This is a genomic window from Legionella steelei (assembly GCF_001468005.1).
Lineage (GTDB): Bacteria > Pseudomonadota > Gammaproteobacteria > Legionellales > Legionellaceae > Legionella > Legionella steelei.
Window position 1 is genome coordinate 657,372 of record NZ_LNYY01000021.1, and the last position, 22,635, is coordinate 680,006.

Below are 22,635 nucleotides of genomic sequence, written 5' to 3' on the forward strand. Positions count from 1 at the left end.
TCATCCGATTGGTTGATAATCGCGCATTTTAAAATTAAACCGCCAATAGAGCAAGAGAACACTAATAAAAGCAGCCAAGGACATGCCCCACCAGAGACCAACACCACCCCATTGGAGAGGAATTGCCAATAAATAACCTATGGGTAATGCGATTCCCCAAAAACTGATTATGGAAATAATTAGGGTATACCGTGTATCTTTGAGAGCGCGTAACGCGCCAAATAGGGAGATTCGAGCTGATTCGAATATTTGAAAAATTGCGCTGACCGCTAGAAGTTGAATAGCAAAATGCACCACGCTCTGATTGTCGGGGTTATGTATGTCAAAATCGATGCCAATAAGTAGCTTAGGGAAAAACCAATAAATAAGGGCCGCAACAAACATAAAAATAACTGAAGTCATCGTACCAATATAACCCGCATGTTTTGCGGTGAGTATATCACCCTTTCCCAATAAATAGCCTATGCGTACCGTGATTGCTTGGGCTATAGAAAAAATAACGGAGGTTAAAATGCACAGATATTGTAAGGTGATTTGATTGGCAGCCAATAATTGATTTCCTAGTGACCCCATAATTAAAATTAATACAAAGAAAAAGCCAATTTCGATGCAGTACATTATTCCTAAAGGAGCACCAATTTTAAGTAGTTCAATTAAGTAGAATGGTTTGATGTAGGTAAAAAGATGTCGCGTATAGGGTTTATAGTTTTTATTTGTAAAAATATACCCGGTGAAAAATAAGGCGGTTATCCAAAAACCTATTGTTGTACCCCAACCTGCACCAGCAACACCTAAAGCAGGCAAGCCAAACTTTCCAAAAATCAGTACGAAACTAAATAAGATATTCAAGGAAACATTCAGCGCACTAAAGAGCAATGCCAATTGTGTCTTGCCAAGCCCTATAACAAATTCTAATAACACGACAGTAATAAAATTTGCAAATAATCCCCATGTTAGTGCGTGTAAATAGGATTCAGTCAGCTTAACTAAAGCTTGGTCTTGTCCAAGATATAAGAGTAACGGCGCAATATGCCAAAAGAAATAACACGTAGGAAGGGTCAAAATACAGGCCAGCCAAACCCCATCTCGAAAAACCAAGGAAATCCCGTGCTCATCTTGAGCCCCATGTCGATGAGCTACCAAAACATTAATTGAATTTAAAATACCAATAATGATGACGTTAAATGTTCCAAATAACCAAGCAACCAGCGAACCTGCTGCCAATGCATCTTGACTTACATGTGCTAAAAAGATAGTCACAAAAAAGTAGACTGAAGATTGTAATAATCCAGTGAGAATTAGTGGAATAGCTAATCTTAGTAACGCTTGAAAATTATTTTTAGTTGTTCGCACAAAAATTCTCTATCAATGCTGTTTAACTTTTTTCGAAATGACAAGAGGGCAGGGTTTACTTACAATTCTCTTGGCCAATGTTGTCCCCATCATCCCTCGCCACGCTCGGGATGATGAGTGAGCATATGCTGTGCGGCGCTCTAAAACCACAGCATTTTGCCCACACTAGCGAATTGTAACCAGTCTCTGAATCACTCATTATAGTTTAAATCAAATTATTTGTGATTCATTAATTTGGTACAAATCGATTTTATCGTTCGATTAAGAAACGAATGGTTTCGATACCGGCGCAGAACGGTTCTCCTGATAGAAGTATTTTATGTCACCATGAAGCTCTTTTAGTTCCTCTATATCATAAATTCCCTCTCTAGCTTGTTTGTTTAGCTGATCGTATGTGTCAACGAACACTTCGAACTCATCTTTTATTTGGGTGTTATTCATAATTCCATCGCGTTGAATTTCTATAATTAAATCATCTAATTCAGTTTTTATTTTCTCATATTCATTCTTATCGCCTGGAATTTTCGCTTTAACCTCTGGTTTATTCATTGCTTGATATAAAAAATAAATCGCAAGTATTCCGATAGGGAGCAAAATAGCTAACCCAATGTAAAGATTTGCAGCAGATGTCTCTTGTTCCTGCACACGGCATACAGGCATATCACGACATGCAGGCAAATCTTGATCAGCACATGCTGTGATGGCAGGAGGTTGTTCAGCTGGGCGAGGACATGTTGATGTTTCATAGGTCCAGTTGGGGCGGCGACACTCATCAACTAGGGAAGTTTTTTTAGGTAGTTCGAAGAAGGTTGAACTGGATTGATGAACAGATTTCTGGGGTTTTGGCGGGGGGAGTAATTCCAGTTGATCTGGCTTTTGAGGTGGCTCTAGACCTTTGAGTTCGTATTGGACTTTGATCCACCCATGCATCGAAATCATCAATGTATTTAATTCTTGAGCTTGTTCTGCAAGCATTGCAAAATTAGATCCTGCTATTTTAGGACCGTTCAATTGCCCAATAACATGGTTTACTTGTTGTTTGAGCGCTTGATTCGTTTTTGTAAGCTCTGACGTTGTAGAGGGAAAATGGGCTAAAGTGTCTTGATTATCTATGAACGTATTTAATTTTTGTCGTTCTGACGTGAGCCATTTTTTTATATTAGATAAACTGATATACGATAAATTTTGTTCCTCTTGAATTACTTTATGATATTCCTGTGTATTCGCCTGGATTATTTTTTCGATGTGAACAGCGGATTCATCAATAAAGGGTTCAACTTGTTTTAATAGTAAAGATAATTGTTCCTTAAATTGCGCTACTGTAAACACCTCACCAGCTTGCTCTAATAATCCCATGGTTTGAGTAACGACTTTTTGAAAACGCTCGAGTTCATTTAAATCCGTTATTGCCTTAGCATAATGATCGAGTACTTCTTCCTGCATTGTGATTAATTGGAAATCAGGGCAATCTTTAAGCTGCTCTCCTGTTAATTGCAGTCCAGGCGTAGAATGCTTTACGACAGCCGTTGAACTTTTACCACACCCTTTTGCTGCAAGCGTAGGATAGGCTTTAAGATTGGTTTGACCAATTGCGGGAGTAGCGGTGTGGGGATTCACTTGGTTTGTACTCAGGGCAAAATGCAATACTCTATTGCGCTCACTTGATAATTGTTCAAGAGTTTTTGATAACTCACTCAGTCGATCTCTTAATAATTGTGATTCCATTCGATGCGTTAATTGAGGTTGAATTGTATCATCAATGGTACTGCGCAAATTAGCTAAAAATAATTTATCAGAACCTACAAAAGGAGAAATGTCTTTTTCTATAGTACGTACATAACGAGTGACATGCTCCAGTTGTTCTCTTGTTTGTTTGAGATTGGGATTTTGACTGATTTCTTTCAGAATACGATTCAGATCTAGTAGGAAGAAATTCATGGGCTGATTTAAATGATCTTTGGGTAGCTCCTGATTTCTAAGTAATAAATAATCTCCGGTTTTTTGCATTAACTCATACAAAGCAGGCCATTGTAGGCGTTGGCTATCAATGGGGTGGACGTAAAAATCATCTCGGGTTAAGACGTGACGCGTCTTAAATGCATTGGAGTAAAACCATGAGCGTTCATAAACATTCACCAAGGCTTGTGAGTCCTCTGCGAACCAAGAACTTGGATTGGCCAAATAATCAGGATGAATTCCTGAGTTGGCGCGAGTTTTAATTATCCATTCTCTTTGGGCTAATTCTTCTTCGGTATAGCAGGACTCTGAATACAGCGAGTAGAATGCAAAACGAGAGCTACGTGGTTGGGGATTATATGAGGTAAAATACTCTTTCTTTGCTTTTGTCATACTTCTCACTCCTTGAGATAGAACAACTAGAAAGTTATTGTGCGGTTGCTAACTAAATAGAATATTTTTGAACCAATTTAATTTGATAACATGCTTTACCCGAATATGCAACTGTATGCTATCGATCAATGGAGTTGTGGTTTAACCTTCTCTTTTTTGTTAAATTATATTTTTTAACCTGAATGAGTCGCTTATGCCTTCTTTTGATATTGTCTCCGAAACCAATATGGTTGAATTACGTCATGCAGTTGATAATGCAGTGCGTGAAATGGGTACCCGCTTTGATTTTCGTGGCGTTGAGTCTAGCATAGAACTTAAAGAACTTACGGTGACGTTGCGAGCCGAATCAGATTTTCAAGTCAGACAATTAGAGGATTTGTTCCGCAATCATTGCAGTAAACGTAATCTTGATGCCTCTGGGGTGGATATAGAAGATAAACCGGTGCACAGCGGAAAGTTTTTTTCCTTGAATATGACGTTTAAACAAGGAATAGATCAGCCAACAGCCAAAGACATTGTGAAATACATTAAAGACTCTAAGGCTAAGGTACAAGCATCCATTCAAGGAGACAAAGTCCGTGTTACCGGTAAAAAGCGCGATGATTTACAAGAAACAATTGCGCTTTTAAAAAACTCAGATATTAAATTGCCATTACAATATGAGAATTTTCGTGATTAGTTCTCTTTGAGCTTCATCACTTAGTTTTCCCTCTTCCGCCCGGGCGGAAGAGCGTGATTTTTTTAATTCACAATTTCATCAATTTTGGCAGAAATTCTTGCTGATAAGTAAGGATCTTTCTTCGCTAGGCTACGAGCAACTTTAAGCTGAGCGACTGCAGCTCTTTTTTGTCCTTCAAGAAGTAAACATTGAGCTTGAGTAAAATAGGCGTAGCCTTTTTGATGCGATTTCGCTTGTGCTCGCGCTAACTCACGGCATAAAGGAAGATCTTGTCGGTACTTTCTGCTTCCTTTAAGTAAGATGCTTGTTGCTTTTGCGTTTTGATTTGCAGCCAATAAGCCCTGAGCATAGGCCATCAGTGCTGCATAATTATCTGGATAATTTTTTTGCATTTCTTCCAGCCGAGCGAGCGCTGCTTTATGTTGGGACAATCCTGTTTCAGTTTGTGCCATCGCAATTTGAAAATAAAGATTATTATTTTCTACTAATAAAGGGCTCAAAATTGCCGCTGCCTTTGTAAAATTATTGGTATTGATTAAAGTAAGCGCATGACCATATTGGCAGGCATAGGCGGGGGCTTTTTTGTTGCATTGATGCTCATAATAATCGAGTAAAGTTTTAGGTTCTCGGGTAACTGAAGTACGGATCAACTCTTTAACTAATGAATAATCAGGAGAATCTGCATATTGTTTGCGTGAAAATTGTGTCGTTCGGTTTTCTGCTTCGGAAATCCTATCCCCGTCTAAAGGATGGGTGCGCAGAATGGCAGGGACGTTTGCAGTGTAGTAATAACGAGAGTTTTCCTGCATTTTTTTAAAAAATGCAGCCATGCTGTGGGGATTATATCCCGCTTTAATTAGCATATCGATGCCGATTCTATCTGCCTCTTTTTCTTTGGAACGAGTAAAATTGATATTGTCTTGAGAGAATCCAGACAAAGAGCCCATCATGCCTGCCATTCCAACTGTAGGATTGATGATACCTAAAGCTGCAGATGCCAGTAAGGATGCGAGCATGGGAATACGCATTTGTTTTTGATGTTCGATAGCTCTGTACAGGTGATGTAAACGTACGTGTGCAATCTCGTGGGCCATTACTCCGGCTAGTTCACTTTCACTATCAGTGGTTAAAATAAGTTGCGAATTAATACCTATATGCCCACCAGGACCTGCAAAGGCATTGATTTCATTTGATTTAACGATAAAGAAATCAGGAGGTTTGATACGGCCAGCACGCGCAAGATTTTTTCCAATACGATTAATGTATTGGCTTGCTAACGGATTTCGCTCTACGCTCTCCGATTGATTGATCTGCTGCACAAACTCTTTTTCTAATTGTTCCAGCTCGCTTGTAGAGTACGGAGACAATCCTTCAGCGAAAGATGGCTGGACAAAAATACTTGCTAACAGTATCCAACAGAAGTTTCTCTTAATTTTCAATTTAATCATTAGGCTACTCAAAAATTGAATAATTTGTTATCATTCACGCATCGTAACTACTTATACTCTCTCGTTATCCCGCGGTTTGTCCGTGCCGTAACGTTCTATATAGTGCATGAGTGGTTACATGCATCTTTAGAAAGGTACTAAAACAATGCACAAAAAGTTTTTGCTCGCAGCTCTTGAACAGGCCCGTCTTGGACAAGGCCATTGCGCCCCTAATCCTTGTGTTGGCGCTGTTGCTGTGCAAAATGGAACTATTATAGCACAAGCTTGTCATAGAGGTGCAGGAACTCCGCATGCAGAACAATTATTGTTAACACAGATTCCTCCTAAAATGCCAGGGGTCAGCCTATATATTTCTCTTGAACCTTGTAATCATTGGGGGAGAACGCCGCCTTGTGTCGATGCGATTATCCAACATGGAGTAGAAGAAGTTGTTTTTGCTTATGTGGATCCTAATCCAGTTGTAGCTAAGAATAATTCCACAGAAAAATTACGTGCCCATGGAATAAAGGTGACGCATTATCCGGTAGACGAGGTTACAGAATTTTATAAAAGTTATTCTCATTGGACTTTGACTAAAAAGCCTAGAGTAACGGTGAAAATGGCACAAACACTCAATGGTAAGATTGGTCGCACAGTAGGAGAGCGTGTTATTTTGTCTAATACCTTATGTGGTGAGTTTACGCAGCAAATGCGTGCTGCGACTGATGTAATTCTGACAACAGCTAGAACAGTGCAACTGGATAATCCCAAGATGAATGCGCGTTTAGGTCAGGAAGAGCAGGCAAAACCTGTAGCAATTATCGATAGACAGCTGAGCCTTGATAAAGAGTCTAAAGTTTTTTCAACGGCCGCTCATTGCCATATATATCATTGTAGTGATCGAGAGACTTCCTATCCTAATAGTACGTTGCATTTTATGCCTATGAACGATCAGGCAATGAATTTAAGTGCTATAATCAGCCACTTGGGAGAATTGGGATTTCACGATGTTTGGGTAGAGGCAGGGGGTGCTCTTTTTAGTGCACTACATCAAGAGGGGTTAGTTCATCGGACTTATTTATATATTGCACCAAGTATTTTGGAGCACAATGCAGTTTCAGCATACCAGCAGAGTGGGATATTTAACCGAGCGCATACAGTTTCTTGGCATCCTATGGGCAACAATGTGATAGCATGTCTGGATTGGCAGGAAGATTAAATGAACACTGGATCAAATGAGGTCGCGTTATGAAGTATTCATTAGCTACAATAGAACACGCAGTGGAAACACTCAAAGCCGGTAAAATGGTTATTTTAATGGATGATGAAGATAGGGAAAATGAAGGAGATCTGGTTGTGGCGGCAGAGTACGCAACTCCGGAGGTAATTAATTTCATGTCTCGTCATGGTTGTGGATTGATCTGCTTGTCTATGGCTGATGAACTGATTGATAAATTACAATTGCCCATGATGGCGCAAAATAATAAATCACCTTATGGTACGGCATTTACTGTATCCATAGAAGCAGCACAAGGCGTGTCGACAGGTATTTCAGCTCAAGATAGAGCTCAGACTATTCAAGTTGCCATTAATCCTGAAAGTGGGCCAGCAGATGTGATTTCTCCTGGACATGTTTTTCCTTTACGCGCTAGGAAAAAGGGTGTGTTAGAACGACCAGGACAAACAGAAGGTAGTGTCGATTTGGCAAAGCTTGCCGGCTTAGCTCCTGCGGCAGTGATTTGTGAAATTATCAATGAAGATGGAACCATGAGCAGACGTGATGAGTTGGTTTTATTTTCTCAAAAACATAATATCCCTCTGGTTACTATCAAAGATTTGATAGAATACCGAATTCGTCATGAAGTGCTAGTCAATGCTGATGCGTCAACACGCATTCCTTTGCAAAACAAAGGTGATTTTAATATGACCGTGTTTGCAAATGAACTTGATTGTGCGGAGCATTTTGCTTTAGTGAAGCCACCGGCATTTGCCAATCGAGTACCTTTAGTGCGTATTCATTCAGAATGCATTACTGGCGATGTTTTCGGTTCTTGTAAGTGTGATTGTGGCAAACAATTGGAGCAGTCTCTATCGCTGATTGCAGCTGAAGGGGGCATTTTAATCTATTTACGCCAAGAAGGGCGAGGAATTGGTTTAGCGAATAAACTAAAAGCTTATGCCTTGCAGGAGCAAGGTTTGGATACGGTTGATGCCAATCATCAACTGGGTCTTCCTGTTGACGGCAGGGATTATGCGATTGCCTATCAAATATTAAAATATTTTGGTATTGATGCAATAAGGTTATTAACGAATAACCCATCAAAAATTGCTGCTGTTGATCGTTATGGAATAAAGGTTATGGAGAGAGTGCCTTTAGAAATAGAGCCTACTAAGGAAAGTCACAGATATTTAAAAACTAAAAAAGAGAAAATGGGGCATTTGCTGGCAATAGATTAGTTGGTTTTCTGATTTATTGTTGCCTAGATGTATTGTAGCCTGGGTGAAGCGAAGCGGAACCATAGTAAGAATCCTGGGTTCCGCTTCGCTTCACCCAGGCTACAATAGAACCTGAATTTTCTTTTTTCTTTGAACCAGTACTAAATTAGCAGGATATAGGTCAATTATGACAAATTTTATTTTTATTACAGGTGGTGTGGTCTCCTCCTTAGGAAAGGGCATCGCAGCTGCGTCTCTCGCGGCTGTTCTTGAGGCACGTGGTCTTAAAGTAACAATGATTAAGCTTGATCCTTATATTAACGTTGATCCTGGAACCATGAGTCCATTCCAACATGGTGAGGTTTTTGTCACCAATGATGGTGCAGAAACCGATCTGGATTTGGGACACTATGAACGTTTCGTAAATACAACCATGACCAAACGCAACAATTTTACCTCTGGGAAAATTTATGAAAACGTCATTAAAAAAGAAAGAAAAGGTGATTATTTAGGGGGGACTGTTCAGGTTATTCCTCATATCACTAATGAGATCAAGCGATGCATCAAATTAGGCGCTGATGGTTTTGATGTGGCAATGGTTGAAATTGGTGGAACCGTTGGCGATATTGAATCATTACCGTTTCTTGAAGCAATTCGTCAAATGCGTATGGAATTAGGTTCGCAAAGAACCTTATTTATACATCTGACTTTAGTGCCCTATATTGCTACTTCAGGTGAAACGAAAACAAAACCAACTCAGCATTCAGTGAAGGAGTTGCGTTCTATAGGTATCCAACCGGATATTTTGATTTGCCGTTCAGAAAAAGCGTTACCTATGTCAGACCGCGCTAAAATTGCATTGTTTACTAATGTGGAGAAAGATGGGGTTATTTCTCTTGAAGATGCGCCAAGCATTTATCAAATTCCAAGAATATTACATGAGCATGGGCTTGATGACATTGTTGTGAAGAAGCTTGGACTTGATGCCAAACCCGCTGATTTAAGTGAGTGGGATCGTGTTGTGGCGATGCAAACAACACAAACCGCAACTGTAAAAATTGCTATGGTCGGTAAGTATATTGAGTTGAACGATGCATATAAATCAATTAATGAAGCATTGTTGCATGCCGGACTTCATACTCAAACTAAAGTCGAAATTGTCTATTTAGATGCGGAATTGATCGAAAAACATGGTGCCGCAATTTTGGAAGGTATAGACGCTATTCTTGTTCCAGGTGGTTTTGGGGAACGTGGCGTAGAAGGTAAAATTAAAGCAATCCAATATGCGAGAGAGTACAAAGTGCCTTTCTTGGGAATTTGTTTGGGGATGCAAACCGCTGTGATTGAGTTTGCTAGAAACGTTGTTGGCTTAAAAGACGCGAATTCTACCGAGTTTAATAAGCATACTGCCTATCCTGTACTGGGATTAATCAGTGAGTGGATGGATGTGGATGGTTCAAAACAACTTCGTGATGAACATGGTGATTTAGGCGGCACGATGCGTTTGGGTGCCCAGTTGTGTCAATTGGCAGAAGGTACGCTAGCACGTAAGGTTTATGGAGCACCACAAGTAATTGAACGCCATCGTCATCGTTATGAAGTAAATAATAAATATGTTGAAAGTCTGGTTGAGCATGGATTAATTATCTCTGGGCGCTCAGCAGATAATTCTTTGGTTGAAATGGTGGAGCTAGCAGACCATCCTTGGTTTTTAGCCTGTCAATTTCATCCAGAATTTACATCAACTCCTAGAGCAAGCCATCCGCTGTTTAAACAGTTTGTGCTTGCTGCTCGCGAAAAACATCAAGGGAAAAATTAAGAATGAAATTATGTGGATTTGAAGTAGGCTTAGATAAACCTTTATTTTTAATTGCTGGGCCTTGTGTCATTGAAAGTGAAGAGTTAGCAATGGAAACGGCTGGATATTTAAAAGAACTATGTAGCCAATTACAAATTCCTTTTATCTATAAATCTTCATTCGATAAAGCAAACCGCTCTTCTCTATCTAGTTATAGAGGCCCTGGTTTTGAAAAGGGATTGTCGATTTTGGAAAAAGTAAAAAAAGAGGTAGGCGTTCCTGTTTTAACAGATGTACATGAAGACACACCATTACTGGAAGTATCTAGTGTTGTTGATGTATTACAAACCCCAGCATTTTTATGCAGACAAACCAATTTTATTCAAAAAGTAGCATCAATGAATAAACCCGTTAATATCAAAAAAGGGCAGTTTCTTGCTCCTTGGGAAATGAAACATGTGATTACCAAAGCGAAAGCATGTGGTAATGAACAAATTATGGCATGTGAACGTGGTGTGAGTTTTGGATATAATAATCTAGTTTCAGACATGCGTTCATTAGCGATTATGCGCGAAACAGGATGTCCAATTGTTTATGATGCAACACATTCTGTGCAATTGCCTGGAGGCAATAACGGTGTTTCTGGAGGGCAACGCGAGTTTGTTCCTGTGCTTGCTCGTGCTGCAGTCGCAGCAGGTATTTCAGGATTGTTTATGGAAACTCATCCTGATCCTGATAAAGCTTTAAGTGACGGTCCTAACAGTTGGCCTTTAACTAAAATGAAATCTTTACTTGAATCATTAAAAGCACTGGATGCGGTATATAAAAGTACGGGAGAAATTGAGTGATCAATTTCTTCCTCATAAAGTCTATGAATTAATCATCTATACTAAACATAGATACTTAAATAGATTCTCGAGAACATTATGAGTCACTCTAAATGGCATAGAATTAAAGCGGAAGCCGCAAAAGAAACGGATGCAGAGAAGGAATTAAAGAATCAGACTGATGCAGTCGATAAGCCCGCCGAATTGGCAGCGCTTCTGAACACGCGCATTGGCGCAACAGATTTACCTGAAGAAATAGATGCTCAAAAACATAATTTAGGCCCAAAAGATACGTCTTTGGAGGTTGAAGAGCTTGAGCCCAATTCCCCCAAAATTTAGTTAAAAATAATTTGAGCATTTTAATTCTTAGTCGGTTTTAATTTTTCGCTATTCTTTAAGTTCTTTAGCCATTTTTGTCTGTTTTTATCTCCCATATCTGCTTTTTTAATCACATAGTGCAACAGATATATACCTTTATCGTCTTCGGTCAACATAACCAGCTCATCTTGAACTTGACTTTTAGGTTGCTCAATTCTCATTTCAAGAATCACCCGGTTTTCCGTATCTTCATAAAATGTAATAATAGGTTGGTAGCCCAATGATTTGATATTCTCTATCAGAGAGTTCGCAAACTGTTTCAAAGTGTATTTTTTTTGCAATTCTGGAAAAGACTGGCTTGTGACTAATTCTTGCCAATGATTAATATCGTCGCCTGCAGGAATATATTCAATTGTTGTTCCAATGGAGTTTTTATTTCCCCAAGCCATTTGCCAAGGACGTTCATCAAATGCAATTTTAAAATGTTCATAGTTCTTTATCTGAGGGTCTATAGCTTGAGACTCAGTCTTCGTTGAATCACAATAAAGAGTGCCCTTATAAAGGTAGTATTGTACACATTGAGTGTCATTTTTTGGGTTTACTTTAACTAAATTATCCAAAGAAAATGGATCTGCAATTACGTCTGAACTCATCATGACGAAAGTCCATGTAAATAAAATCGCTCTGATAATCTGATACATGATGTTTTTTTTAGGATACGTATATTAAAGAATAGCTTAGAAATATGAGTTAGTTCATCTTTCGATGTAAATTGGGGATTGGGGTAATGATTGACCTCTCCTAACGAATAGGAGAGGTTAAAAAAGATTAACTCAGATCACTCATCGATGATACTGCATGATAACCTGCATCAACGTGAACTACTTCACCTGTAATTCCCGAGGCTAAGTTAGAGCACAAAAACGCAGCAGTATTTCCAACTTCTTCAACAGTCACGTTTCTATGAAGTGGTGTGATGTTGGCATAAGCAGTTTGGATTTTACGGAAGTCTTTAATTCCAGCAGCAGCGAGCGTTTTGATTGGTCCCGCTGATATGGCATTAATGCGGATACCTTTTTGTCCCAAACTTGCAGCTAAATAACGTACAGAAGCTTCAAGACTTGCCTTGGCAACACCCATGACATTGTAGTTAGGAACTGCTTTTTCTGCGCCATAATAAGATAAGGTTAACAAAGAACCTTCGGTACCTTCCATCATAGGTAAAGCAGCTTGTGCTAGACCTATTAGACTGTATGCACTGATATCATGAGCAATTCTAAAACCTTCACGTGTACAAGATGTGACAAAATCACCACTAATCTGATCCGCTGGGGCATAAGCAACTGAATGAATTAAGACATCTAAGTGATCCCAATGTTTGTGGAGATTAGAAAAAAGTGCTTTAATTTCTTCATCGTGAGCGACATCGCAAGGAAAAGTCAAGGTGGAATTGAATTCAGCTGCCATTGATTCCACACGCTCTTTTAAACGTTCATTTTGATAAGTAAACGCTAATTCAGCTCCTTGCTCATGAAATGCTTTGGCAATACCATAAGCAATAGATCTATTGCTAGCCAGACCAATAATGAGTGCCTTTTTACCTGCTAAAAATCCCACTATTCTCTCCTAAATTAAGTAGTGTGTGATGCTAACAATTCACGCATCTTCGCTTGAATCATTTCAATAGCAATCCTATTTTCTCCTCCACGAGGAACAATGATGTCAGCATAGCGACTGGATGGTTCAATAAACTGCAGGTACATGGGACGTACCGTTGTTTCATATTGATGTACTACCGACTCAAAAGTTCGATGTCGTTCAACTACATCTCTTTTTAAACGTCGAGTCAAACATACATCTAAAGGGGTAGACATAAAAATTCGTATATCCATTATTTCTCGTAACTCTTTATCACTGAAGAGTAAAATGCCTTCAAGAATAACAATAGCATGTTGACCAATAGTTCTGGTTTCGGGCAAGCGCATGTGCTTGGAATGAGAATAAATTGGAATTTCAACTGGCCTACCGTCTCTTAATTGCCTTAAATGTTCGCAAAGTAATGCATGATCAAAAGAATCGGGGTGATCGTAGTTTATTTTTTCTCTTTCACTGAAAGGCAAATGGCCATTATCTTTGTAGTAGGCATCTTCAGAAATAACTACTACCTGTTCTGAGCCAAGCTCATTAACAATAGTATTTGCTAAAAGACTTTTACCTGATGCAGAAGGGCCTGAAATCCCAATAATTATCGCTTGTTTATTCATGATGATATCGTAAGAAATTTCGTGCGAATACTAAAGGTTTTTTGTGTTAAATTCAATCTTTAATTAAGGATTACTTGTTAATCTGCCTGGTTTTTCACGTCATAAAAACACATAGAACGTAGCCCGGGTGAAGATGCAGTCTTAACCTGGACTTCCGGTCATAAATAAACCTTTAATCCCGGGTTACGGCTGCGCCTTCACCCAGGCTACGTTTTAATTAAAAGCAGATACGACTTCTGGCAAAGGCTGCCCAACAGCGGCAGAGGGATTTTTCATGACGAGCACAGCTGATAAGGTGGGGGCAATGTCGGTTGTATACGTTGGTCGAAAAATACGTTGGGCTTTAAAATCTGGGTGGACAAAGAGTAAAGGAACGTAGCTATCATATTGCCAAGGACTACCATGTGCGACTCGGTCTGGGCTTTTTTTCCCATACGATTGGTTGGGTGGTGGAATGAGGTAAATATCACCAGATCGCTCTGGATAATACATTGTGTTAACTTTGCTGCTTAGCCAATCTTTTTCAATGTCAGTAATAGGTAATGCATATGCTTTGAATATCCCTGGCCTCAAAGTTAAAGCTTGTGCAAGGGCATGTTTCACTTCACTCAGTTTCAATTTATGCTGATTTATTAGTTTATGATCAAGATAGATATAAGGTGGGGTAATGGACATCAATGTTTGTTCTGGAAGTTTATATTGTTTTTTCAGTACAGTGCGGATGTATTGCTCCATTTTAGGGATATCAATAGGATTAATTTCAATTATATGATGCGCTTTGAGATAGGTTGGCCCATCGTTTACACCATGATCAGCAGTAAGCACAATAAGGGTGTTGTTTAGACCCACTTGTTTGTCAATGGTTGCCAAAAGATGTGCAAGGGTTTTATCTAATTCCAATAAATTATCTTCTGACTCAAGACTATTGGGGCCGAATTGATGACCGATTGCATCAACACCAGAAAAACTAATACCTAAGTAATCTGTTTTTCCAACAAATTGACCTAATCGTTCTTCAGTTAAAAGTTGCTCTGCAAACTCTGCAGTTAACTGATCAGCCTTAGGGCTTCGCGACAGTGCTTTAAAGTATTCAGGATTTGGGGATTGCGTTATATGGTGTGGGAATGTTTGACCAAAAAGTTCATCTTCATGGTGGAAAACTGGTGAGTTGGCGTTTTGATACTCAATCTTGAAACGACTAAGATTCCAATCGTAGTCTTGAGGATGGTAGTTTTTGTTCCAATTTTTAACCCATTGAGGATATTGGGAATAGTAATAAGTACTGGTGATAAAACCGCCATTGGTTGTATCAAACCAAAACGCTTTGCCAGCATGCCCCGCAAGGGTTATCGCTGAACGATCTTTTAATGATACAGCAAATGATCGTCCTTTTTGAGAGAGTATTATTTCGTCGCTTAAAGTAGAGGCATATAAATTTTTAGGAGAACGTCCTGGAGCTGGGATGCGTGTATGTGGCGTATTTAATATATAGGTTTTCAAATCTTCCATGCAGTAAACCATTTGCTGTGATTTTCGGTCATACCATTCATTATTAATGACACCATGCAAAGCAGGGAAGCTACCTGTGGCAACAGTTGCGTGTCCAGCACAGGTTGTTGTGTTGGCATGTGGATGGTGGGTATTGTGGTAATCAATGGCATGACTTAATAAATAATTAAATCCGCCATTAGCAAATTGTTGTTGATGTTGATAAATTAAATCACCGCGTAATTGATCGATTACCAGTTGAACAACTAATTTAGGTTGATTGATTTGTGCATAGGCATTCAGATAACCTAGAAAAAGAAAAATGGAACAGATGTATTTTTTCATAACTATCCTGGTGGTGACGAAAGCGCTAAATTAATCAACAGCACATAAAAAAGCAATCTAAAAAGGGGCTGGAGCTTATTTTCTTCAACTCATTTGGCCTTATTTACTCAATGAAAATTGGGTCTTAAACTCGTTCTACTTCTCCTAACTTAGGCTGGTTTCTTTTGTTATCTTATTGACTTTAAAAGATAAAAATTAATTAAGTAGTAAAAAGAAAATGCATGACTGGCATTATGAATTAGTTTAAACTGCGATTGGAGTAAATATTACTAATCCCGATTCATGGAGTTAAGGAGAGCAGAAATGGGTTTTAAGTATGTTGAATATGATACATTATCAAAATACATCAGGGAGAGTATTGCAACTGAAGTAAAAAGCCATAAATTGGATGCAAACAATTTACCGCAGGCACTAAAATCTCTTTCTATTAGCCATCCTGAGCGAGCAATTCAATGTAAATACCTACTTGCAGTTCTAGCTTGTCTTGATAAACCTGATAGCACAGATAAAACATGTGTGCTCTATGCTGCAGCGTTCTATATTCGTAATCAAATTTTCACGAGTTATCAAGGAACGATAACTGCATTTTTTTTATCTCCTGAGAACAGCACTTTATATAATGCATTAACAACCTCTCTTAATCTTGATAAAGAAAATTACCCAGAATCCAAAGACTTGCTTGAAATGTATAAGGCTTTAAGCCGTTTTATGAACGGACATGTATATGTAGAAGGGGAGCCGAGTAAAGGGTATCTACACCCAAGTAAACAAGTGTTTTCAGGTCGAAAAATTAAGAATTATAAGGTAGAAAAGATGCTGCAAGATTTGGTTGAAAAAAAAGCGAAGCTTGAGTTGGAGCAGATTGATAAGGCCGCAGAAGAACAAGCGAAAGACTCTGAAAAAACTAACAAAAAACGAATGGGATTATTTGCCTCTAGTGAGATAAGTCCATCTGCATCCGGAGTTGTTGATACTGTTGATGAGATTATTAAAGAGTCTACAGATGATGAGATTATTAAAGAGTCTACAGAGCAGAGGCAATGTCACTAGAGTTTGTAGCCTGGGTTCTGCTGCACTGCACCCAGGCTAGGAGTAAGAGCTTAGAATTATAATTGTGGTTCTGAGATTTTTTGCTCAATAGGATAGCCTGATACAGCCCAGTCAATAATACCACCATCTACTGAATAAACTTCTTGATATCCCAAATCCATTAAAACCTGAGCTGCGAATAAAGATCTTACGCCTCCTTTGCAGTGCAAATAGATTGAATGATTTTTATTTGGAATTTGAGCTGCAATAGATGCAATATTATCTTTAGGTATATGCAATGCTCCAGCGATATGAAACTCTTGCCACTCATCTAATTCACGAACATCAATTAAACAAAGGTTGGAATTATTTGCCATCATTTCTTTTAGCTGATGTACATCAATAGTTTTAATGCTAGGGTTGGTCATAACGAACCTCTCTTATCGTTGGTCGTGTAAATGTAGAATGGTGTAGCAACCAATAAATTGTTGCTGTGAAAACACCACCTATTAAAGTGGCAAATGCCCAGGTCGCTGCAGAAACTAAAACAGTTTTTTGTCCTGTTCGATTCATATTCCCAGCATCGTGGGCTACTGCACCAGCAAAAATCAAATGCAAAATGCCATTAATAAGCGTCATGATAAATAAAAAAGTTTGTATCTGAGTAGAAAATTGTTGTACTAGCTCGCTGACCATGAATTAGTTCCTTTTTGTATGCAAGAATTCTAACGTTTGTTGGCTTTTAAGTCTAACAAATCCATTTTCTAGCAGTATCATCTGCAATTAAAGGATTACGTCGGACATAAAAATCTAACGTACAATATAATAACAGAAAATGAATAAGATCTTTTATTTCTGTGTTAACCCCGGTAACATCGTCGAAAATATAAAAAAGAGAAGAAAATCATGAATGTACATGAAATCCCTGTTCCTCATTTGACCACAGCACATTCCGGACCATTGTTTCATGTGGAAAAAATTGTTTTAAATCAAATAGCTGCTATTGAGGCGTGGTTTCGGCATCAATGGAAAGAAACACCGCCACCATTAACCTCCTCTGTTGATTTGCGGCATGCAGGCTTTAAACTGGCGCCTGTAGATACTAATTTGTTTCCCGCAGGGTTTAATAATTTAAATCCAGATTTTTTTCCGCTTTGTGTCCAAGCTGCGCAGTCGGTATTAATCGATTACGTTCCTGATTGTACTCGAATTTTACTGATTCCAGAAAGTCACACGCGAAATAAGTTCTATCTGCAAAGCCTCAATGTATTACGAACCATTTTTGTAAAAGCTGGATTTGTTGTGCGTATTGGTAGTTTGGATCCTGAGATTAAAGAACCGACTGAAGTTTTTCTTGAAAGTGGAGAAAGCCTATTATTAGAGCCTATTGATCGTCAGGGAGATCGCGTAGGGCTAACTAATTTTAATCCATGTTTTCTCATGCTCAATAATGATTTGTCGCAAGGAATTCCTGAGATTTTGCAAGGAATAAAGCAAAAAATAAGACCTACAGCACAATTAGGTTGGTTCTCGCGCTTAAAATCCAGTCATTTTAATTTTTATGATGAGGTAGCTACAGAGTTTGCTGAATTTGCAGGTATGGACTCTTGGCTAATTAATCCTTATTTTAGTGCTCTGGAAGGTGTGGATTTTATGGCACAGGAAGGTATCGATAGATTAGCAATCGAAGTAGATAAAATTCTCACTTTAATGAATGATAAATATGCAACTTATGGGATAAAAGAGAAACCGTTTGTTGTGATTAAAGCGGATAATGGCACTTACGGCATGAGTGTCATGATGGTGCATGAAGCAGAAGAGGTACGCCAATTAAATAGAAAACAACGTACGCGCATGTCGACTAGCAAAGGCGGTCGTAAAGTAGATAGGGTAATTATTCAAGAAGGTGTATATACTTTTGAAACTATGCCGAACGGCTCTGTTGCTGAGCCTGTTGTTTATATGATTGGCCAGTTTGTAGTGGGTGGGTTTTACCGAGTTCATAAAGAACGAGGGATCGATGAAAATCTAAACGCACCTGGAATGCATTTTGAACCTTTAGCTTTTGCACAAGCGTGTAACATGCCTTGTGATGATTTAACTGAAGTGGATGAGTCAAATCGTTTCTATGTTTATGGGGTTATTGCTCGCTTGGCTGCACTTGCAGCAGCAAGGGAAATAGCAGCTATTGGAGGTGAGTAATGAAACTTGGTGTGTTGTTGGATCCTTTAGAACACCTCAAACCCTATAAAGACACGACAGTTGCCATGATCAAAAGAGCACAAGAGATGGGCTGGTCTTGTGTTGTGTTTACCCAAGAAGATATGTTTTCTAAGGAAGGGCAAGTTTATGCCCAAGTTTATGATTTAAGCATTGGCGATGTACACAGTAAGGATTGGGCTACAGTTAAAGAATTAGATGAGCAGCCTTTGAGTGAACTGGATATCATTCTGATGCGCAAAGACCCGCCTTTTAACATAGAATACGTTTACACTACCTATTTCTTGGAGCTTGCAGAACGCGAGGGGGTTCTGGTCGCGAACAAACCACAAAGTTTGCGCGATGCCAATGAGAAATTTTTCACCTTAAACTTTCCTCAGTGCTGCCCAACTACACTTGTCTCACGACATATTAAAAGATTGAAATCTTTTTGGGAGGAGCACAAACAGGTTATTTTCAAACCCTTGGAAGGGATGGGCGGGAACTCTGTATTTCATGTTGAAGAACACGGAAACAATTTGTCAGTTATTTTAGAGGTCTTAACTAAAAATCAAACACAAACAATTATTGCCCAACGTTATATTCCTGAGATAAAAAATTTGGGTGATAAACGCATTTTATTAATTAACGGAGAACCGGTTCCTTATGCCTTAGCTCGTATCCCTGCAGAAGGTGATTTGCGAGGTAATTTGGCTGCTGGTGCCCGTGGTGAAGTAGTTCCCATTACGGCACGGGATAGATGGCTTTGTGAGCAAATAGGGCCTACGCTTAAGGCCAAAGGTTTATATTTTGTTGGTATTGATGTCATTGGTGATTATTTAACGGAAATCAATGTCACTAGCCCAACGTGTTTGCGGGAAATCGAAGCAGAAACTCAGCTCGATATTGCGGGTGATTTTTTGCGTTGCCTTGAGAAGATCTGTCGTGCATGAGCATGAAGAGCCTCTCACAAAGGGCTATATTGGCACATCTTGTGAGAAAAGCTCTCTAAAACTGTAAATAAACCCCTCACCCCAAAAGGACGAGGGAATAAAAAACAAATCCTCTTTCTTTAAACCGAAATTATGCGATTGCCGCAGTTAAATTCGTTGATTCTACTGGGGTAGGAGTAGATTTTCTATTAAAGAAACCAAAGAGAGGACTTCTTTTCAATGTTTGAATGGTGCTGCTTGAAAATACGTCTTTAGGCTCTTCAGGATGACTTACTACAGGCGGTACAGGTGACGCGGGTGCTGTTACCGCTACCGTAGGGGTAGTAGGTCGCGTCAAAACCTGGCACGTTGGATTCAGCGGAATATACCCAAAATGATTTCGCATAAACGTCTCCATTTGTTCTGGAGACAAGCCAAAATCGGTTTTAGATCGTTCTGCAATTAAATCTTTTACTGCTTTATTGACAAAATTTGCGGGGGCACTGGGGTAAGAAGCTGTAAAGTAAACTGCTAACTGTGTTGCATTCATAACTTGCAGGTTTAGACTGCACGCAACTGTATAACCAGTTTTTGGATCTTGTTTAAATGGCATATAGTTAGTCAAGGCACAGACTGAAGAGACTACACCACCAATAGTAATTGGTACTTGGCCACTGAAAGGTATATATTCTGAAACCGCTTTTGGACGCTTAAGCTTATTATTATCATCATAATAAGTCCCTTGAGCTGCCCCAATAATAATGAAATCACCACACTTGCTGCTCCAACCCAGCATGCAACGTTCTTCAGTTCCCGTTACAATGTTTTTATCCATATGCGGCATTAATTCACTCTTAATGGTTGGGCATATTATTCCGGGAAGACCACCAGGCTCATAAGGTTCTTGGCCAATGCAATTGAATAGATAGTCAACAAGATATTCTTTTTTTCCATCAGGACCTGTGATTTTAATTAGAAGTTTGCCTTCTTCGGAATCACTACCTGGTACATAAGTAATCGATTCGATAGTGCCAGCTACTTGTACTTCACGACTTTTCATGATGATTTCATTGACCCTGGGGCCAGCACTTACCGCGAGCTGAAAACCACTGCGTCCAACCCAGGCCAATGGCTGCGCACTTTTTGCTGCAACTTCCATTGCCCAGGCTGCTGTGGCACCTCCACCATAGATTAGTACCTTTTTACCACTACATTTTTCAACATTGGGCATGAGTATATCGGTATAGGTTAAAATTCTTTCATTTACTTCTGCAGAAGTTTTTATACCTCCCAATGATGATCTAAGGCATTCTTGCAAATGAGGCTCAAGTCTTCTTTCTGGTCCTGCTCCTGTTGCAACGACAACTTTATTTGCAATAATTGGCTTATTGCATTCAGTATTTAGTGTAAAAGTTGAGGAAGTTGAGCGTTCAATCGTTTTTACGCGTTCTCTCATAACAAATACATGTTTCCCTTTTTTTTGCAGAGCGCTTATAGTAGCCTCTTCTAATTCAAGAACCCTGTCTTGATAATCGTGTGAATGCACATAGGCTGAATGAGAATCCAAGGGGGTAATTCCCCGTTCTTTATCACGTTTTGCTGGATCAACAAACTCGTCAGATGGAGCATGTGGAAGCGCGAAAATATGGTGAGGCTGTGCTAATCGATGAGCGGCCATTCCCCAATAACCACGATCTCCTACTATGAGGACATGAGTGTATTGCTCTTCTATTTCTGCAGTATAGAGATAGGTCAGCGCTGCGGTTCCACCACCTACAACGACTAATACTTTTCCTGAGGGTGGAATAGATTCATAAAACTTTTGTAAATCAGCCTGTTTTGTTTTATCAGCGGCAATATGGTCAGAGATAGATTTAGATGAGAGCAATTTATGTTCCTATTTCAAGCATCATGGTCAAAATAGATTATAAATGGTTAATATTAAGGAACTATTAAGACAGGCGGATGGTTTATGGGAAAAGTGCTCTCTGTAGTTGCCAGGTAAATTGATGGGTTAATTCAATTAATGCCAGAAAAATGATTTAGGACAGGTAGTTACAATAAGTGGCGTTTTAAGCCTATAAAAAATAGCTTAATAAAGTGATGAAGTTTTTTGGAGATGGGATGAAATCCGTTTGGTGAGTAACGCGTGAATGTAGCCTGGGAGCAGCGCAGTGGAACCCGGGTTCATAGATATAATCCCCAGGTTCTGCTGCGCTGCAGGCTATACATCTAATATTTATTCATCTACGTAGTCACTACCAATTTCAGCAACAACTTTTTGATCGGCTTTTTTATCATCAACATAAAGAGTGCCAGTATCTGCCTGGTTGTCTGCAATGAGATTATTACGATATTGAAGGTATGCATCCCTCATGAAGGAATATTTATCTAAAGCCTCATCCATGATGCGATCTGTATCTAACAGTTGTGAGCGCAAATCGACATAACGCAGGGCCAGCAAACTATAAACTACGGTATCGTTATGAATGTAAACATAAGGGCTGTATAGCGCAAATTGGAATAGCCATCCTGCTCCATCTCTAAGGGTACTTGGTCCGAGTAGGGGAATAACTAGATAGGGCGAATTTTTATCTCCCCATTTAGCGAGTGTAAGACCTAAATCATTTGAATGTGGTGGTAAACCGAAGGTTTTAGCCACATCAAATAAACCACCCACACCTAAAGAAGAGTTGATAATAAAGCGCCATGAGTCTCTAATTGCCCATTTTCCTTTTGCCTGTAAAAGATCATTACCTACGGTTGGAATAAGATCTAGGTTGTTGTAAAAATTATTAACACTTTTACGGACAGGTGCGGGCACTACCGCTCGATACACTTTTGCTGGAGGTTTTAAAAATACATTGTCAAAGGCCGTATTAAACTTATATACCTTTCGGTTAAAGGGTTCAAAAGGATCGACAGGGTTGGTTCCCTTGCAGGCACAACCAGCTAAAACGAGACTACTGGTAAAACTGATAACTATTGAAATTAATCGCATGATTTTTTTAATTATTTTAAATGCATGAAACGATGTTACACGAGTTTAGTGTTCTTGAAAATAACCATAGATTGCAGTTGATCTTTTTTTAAAAATATATTGTAGTCTGGGGGAAGGCGAAGCCGTAACCCGGGTTTCGCTGTGCTGCACCCAGGCTACAAAAAAGTAATTTACTTTGTAATTTTTAATG

General features: G+C 39.2%; 20 protein-coding genes. 9 read left to right on the forward strand and 11 right to left on the reverse strand.

Annotated features, from left to right (window positions below; genetic code table 11):
• Both Lste_RS17475 and Lste_RS17480 read right to left on the reverse strand, forming a co-directional pair.
• Positions 1–1,353, reverse strand: coding sequence for an MATE family efflux transporter (locus Lste_RS17475; RefSeq protein WP_058512256.1), 1,353 nt, complete (start codon positions 1,351–1,353; stop codon positions 1–3).
• Between the two features lie 261 nt (positions 1,354–1,614).
• Entirely contained in the window at positions 1,615–3,702 is a 2,088-nt protein-coding gene (locus Lste_RS17480) for a hypothetical protein (RefSeq protein WP_058512257.1), read from the reverse strand.
• Between the two features lie 193 nt (positions 3,703–3,895).
• On the opposite strand from Lste_RS17480, the gene Lste_RS17485 reads away from it, so the two are divergent.
• A complete protein-coding gene (locus Lste_RS17485) occupies positions 3,896–4,381 on the forward strand; it encodes a YajQ family cyclic di-GMP-binding protein (protein ID WP_058512258.1) in 486 nt (161 codons plus the stop codon).
• 62 nt (positions 4,382–4,443) lie between these two features.
• On the opposite strand, the gene Lste_RS17490 is transcribed toward Lste_RS17485, so the two are convergent.
• Entirely contained in the window at positions 4,444–5,829 is a 1,386-nt protein-coding gene (locus Lste_RS17490; RefSeq protein WP_058512259.1) for a M48 family metalloprotease, read from the reverse strand.
• A 145-nt stretch (positions 5,830–5,974) separates the two neighbouring features.
• Between Lste_RS17490 and ribD the strand changes: the two genes are divergently transcribed.
• From ribD to Lste_RS17515, 5 genes are all read left to right on the forward strand, one after another.
• Positions 5,975–7,027: a bifunctional diaminohydroxyphosphoribosylaminopyrimidine deaminase/5-amino-6-(5-phosphoribosylamino)uracil reductase RibD gene (gene ribD / locus Lste_RS17495; protein ID WP_058512260.1), complete on the forward strand. Its 1,053-nt coding sequence runs from the start codon at positions 5,975–5,977 to the stop codon at positions 7,025–7,027.
• 29 nt (positions 7,028–7,056) lie between these two features.
• Entirely contained in the window at positions 7,057–8,265 is a 1,209-nt protein-coding gene (locus tag Lste_RS17500) for a bifunctional 3,4-dihydroxy-2-butanone-4-phosphate synthase/GTP cyclohydrolase II (protein WP_058512261.1), read from the forward strand.
• 166 nt (positions 8,266–8,431) lie between these two features.
• A complete protein-coding gene (locus Lste_RS17505) occupies positions 8,432–10,063 on the forward strand; it encodes a CTP synthase (RefSeq protein ID WP_058512262.1) in 1,632 nt (543 codons plus the stop codon).
• A gap of 2 nt (positions 10,064–10,065) precedes the next feature.
• A complete protein-coding gene (gene kdsA / locus Lste_RS17510; protein ID WP_058512263.1) occupies positions 10,066–10,890 on the forward strand; it encodes a 3-deoxy-8-phosphooctulonate synthase in 825 nt (274 codons plus the stop codon).
• 78 nt (positions 10,891–10,968) lie between these two features.
• Positions 10,969–11,208, forward strand: coding sequence for a hypothetical protein (locus Lste_RS17515; protein ID WP_058512264.1), 240 nt, complete (start codon positions 10,969–10,971; stop codon positions 11,206–11,208).
• A gap of 20 nt (positions 11,209–11,228) precedes the next feature.
• Here the strand turns inward: Lste_RS17515 and Lste_RS17520 are convergent, their stop codons facing one another.
• The 4 genes from Lste_RS17520 to Lste_RS17535 form a co-directional block, all read right to left on the reverse strand.
• A complete protein-coding gene (locus Lste_RS17520; protein WP_058512265.1) occupies positions 11,229–11,843 on the reverse strand; it encodes a hypothetical protein in 615 nt (204 codons plus the stop codon).
• 172 nt (positions 11,844–12,015) lie between these two features.
• Positions 12,016–12,804: an enoyl-ACP reductase FabI gene (locus Lste_RS17525; RefSeq protein WP_058512266.1), complete on the reverse strand. Its 789-nt coding sequence runs from the start codon at positions 12,802–12,804 to the stop codon at positions 12,016–12,018.
• A 14-nt stretch (positions 12,805–12,818) separates the two neighbouring features.
• Positions 12,819–13,451: a uridine kinase gene (gene udk / locus Lste_RS17530; RefSeq protein ID WP_058512267.1), complete on the reverse strand. Its 633-nt coding sequence runs from the start codon at positions 13,449–13,451 to the stop codon at positions 12,819–12,821.
• A 213-nt stretch (positions 13,452–13,664) separates the two neighbouring features.
• On the reverse strand, positions 13,665–15,284 hold the full coding sequence (locus Lste_RS17535) for an alkaline phosphatase family protein (RefSeq protein ID WP_058512268.1): 1,620 nt from the start codon (positions 15,282–15,284) through the stop codon (positions 13,665–13,667).
• Positions 15,285–15,587: 303 nt separating this feature from the next.
• Between Lste_RS17535 and Lste_RS17540 the strand changes: the two genes are divergently transcribed.
• Positions 15,588–16,334: a hypothetical protein gene (locus tag Lste_RS17540; protein WP_083504010.1), complete on the forward strand. Its 747-nt coding sequence runs from the start codon at positions 15,588–15,590 to the stop codon at positions 16,332–16,334.
• Between the two features lie 56 nt (positions 16,335–16,390).
• On the opposite strand, the gene Lste_RS17545 is transcribed toward Lste_RS17540, so the two are convergent.
• Together Lste_RS17545 and Lste_RS17550 are read right to left on the reverse strand one after the other, a co-directional pair.
• Positions 16,391–16,741 carry a rhodanese-like domain-containing protein gene (locus tag Lste_RS17545; RefSeq protein ID WP_058512269.1) on the reverse strand — a complete coding sequence of 117 codons (351 nt, stop codon included), beginning with the start codon at positions 16,739–16,741 and terminating at the stop codon, positions 16,391–16,393.
• Positions 16,728–17,009, reverse strand: coding sequence for a hypothetical protein (locus Lste_RS17550; protein ID WP_058512270.1), 282 nt, complete (start codon positions 17,007–17,009; stop codon positions 16,728–16,730). Before Lste_RS17550 ends, Lste_RS17545 begins: the two co-directional genes overlap by 14 nt.
• Positions 17,010–17,219: 210 nt before the next feature.
• On the opposite strand from Lste_RS17550, the gene gshA reads away from it, so the two are divergent.
• Together gshA and gshB are read left to right on the forward strand one after the other, a co-directional pair.
• Positions 17,220–18,515, forward strand: coding sequence for a glutamate--cysteine ligase (gene gshA / locus Lste_RS17555; RefSeq protein ID WP_058512271.1), 1,296 nt, complete (start codon positions 17,220–17,222; stop codon positions 18,513–18,515).
• Entirely contained in the window at positions 18,515–19,465 is a 951-nt protein-coding gene (gene gshB, locus Lste_RS17560; protein WP_058512272.1) for a glutathione synthase, read from the forward strand. Before gshA ends, gshB begins: the two co-directional genes overlap by 1 nt.
• Positions 19,466–19,595: 130 nt before the next feature.
• Here gshB and Lste_RS17565 read toward each other — a convergent pair whose 3' ends face one another.
• Both Lste_RS17565 and Lste_RS17570 read right to left on the reverse strand, forming a co-directional pair.
• Complete coding sequence (locus tag Lste_RS17565; protein WP_058512273.1) at positions 19,596–21,332, reverse strand: FAD-dependent oxidoreductase; 1,737 nt, start codon at positions 21,330–21,332, stop codon at positions 19,596–19,598.
• A gap of 351 nt (positions 21,333–21,683) precedes the next feature.
• Entirely contained in the window at positions 21,684–22,445 is a 762-nt protein-coding gene (locus tag Lste_RS17570) for an MlaA family lipoprotein (RefSeq protein ID WP_058512274.1), read from the reverse strand.
• Positions 22,446–22,635 lie beyond the last annotated feature (190 nt).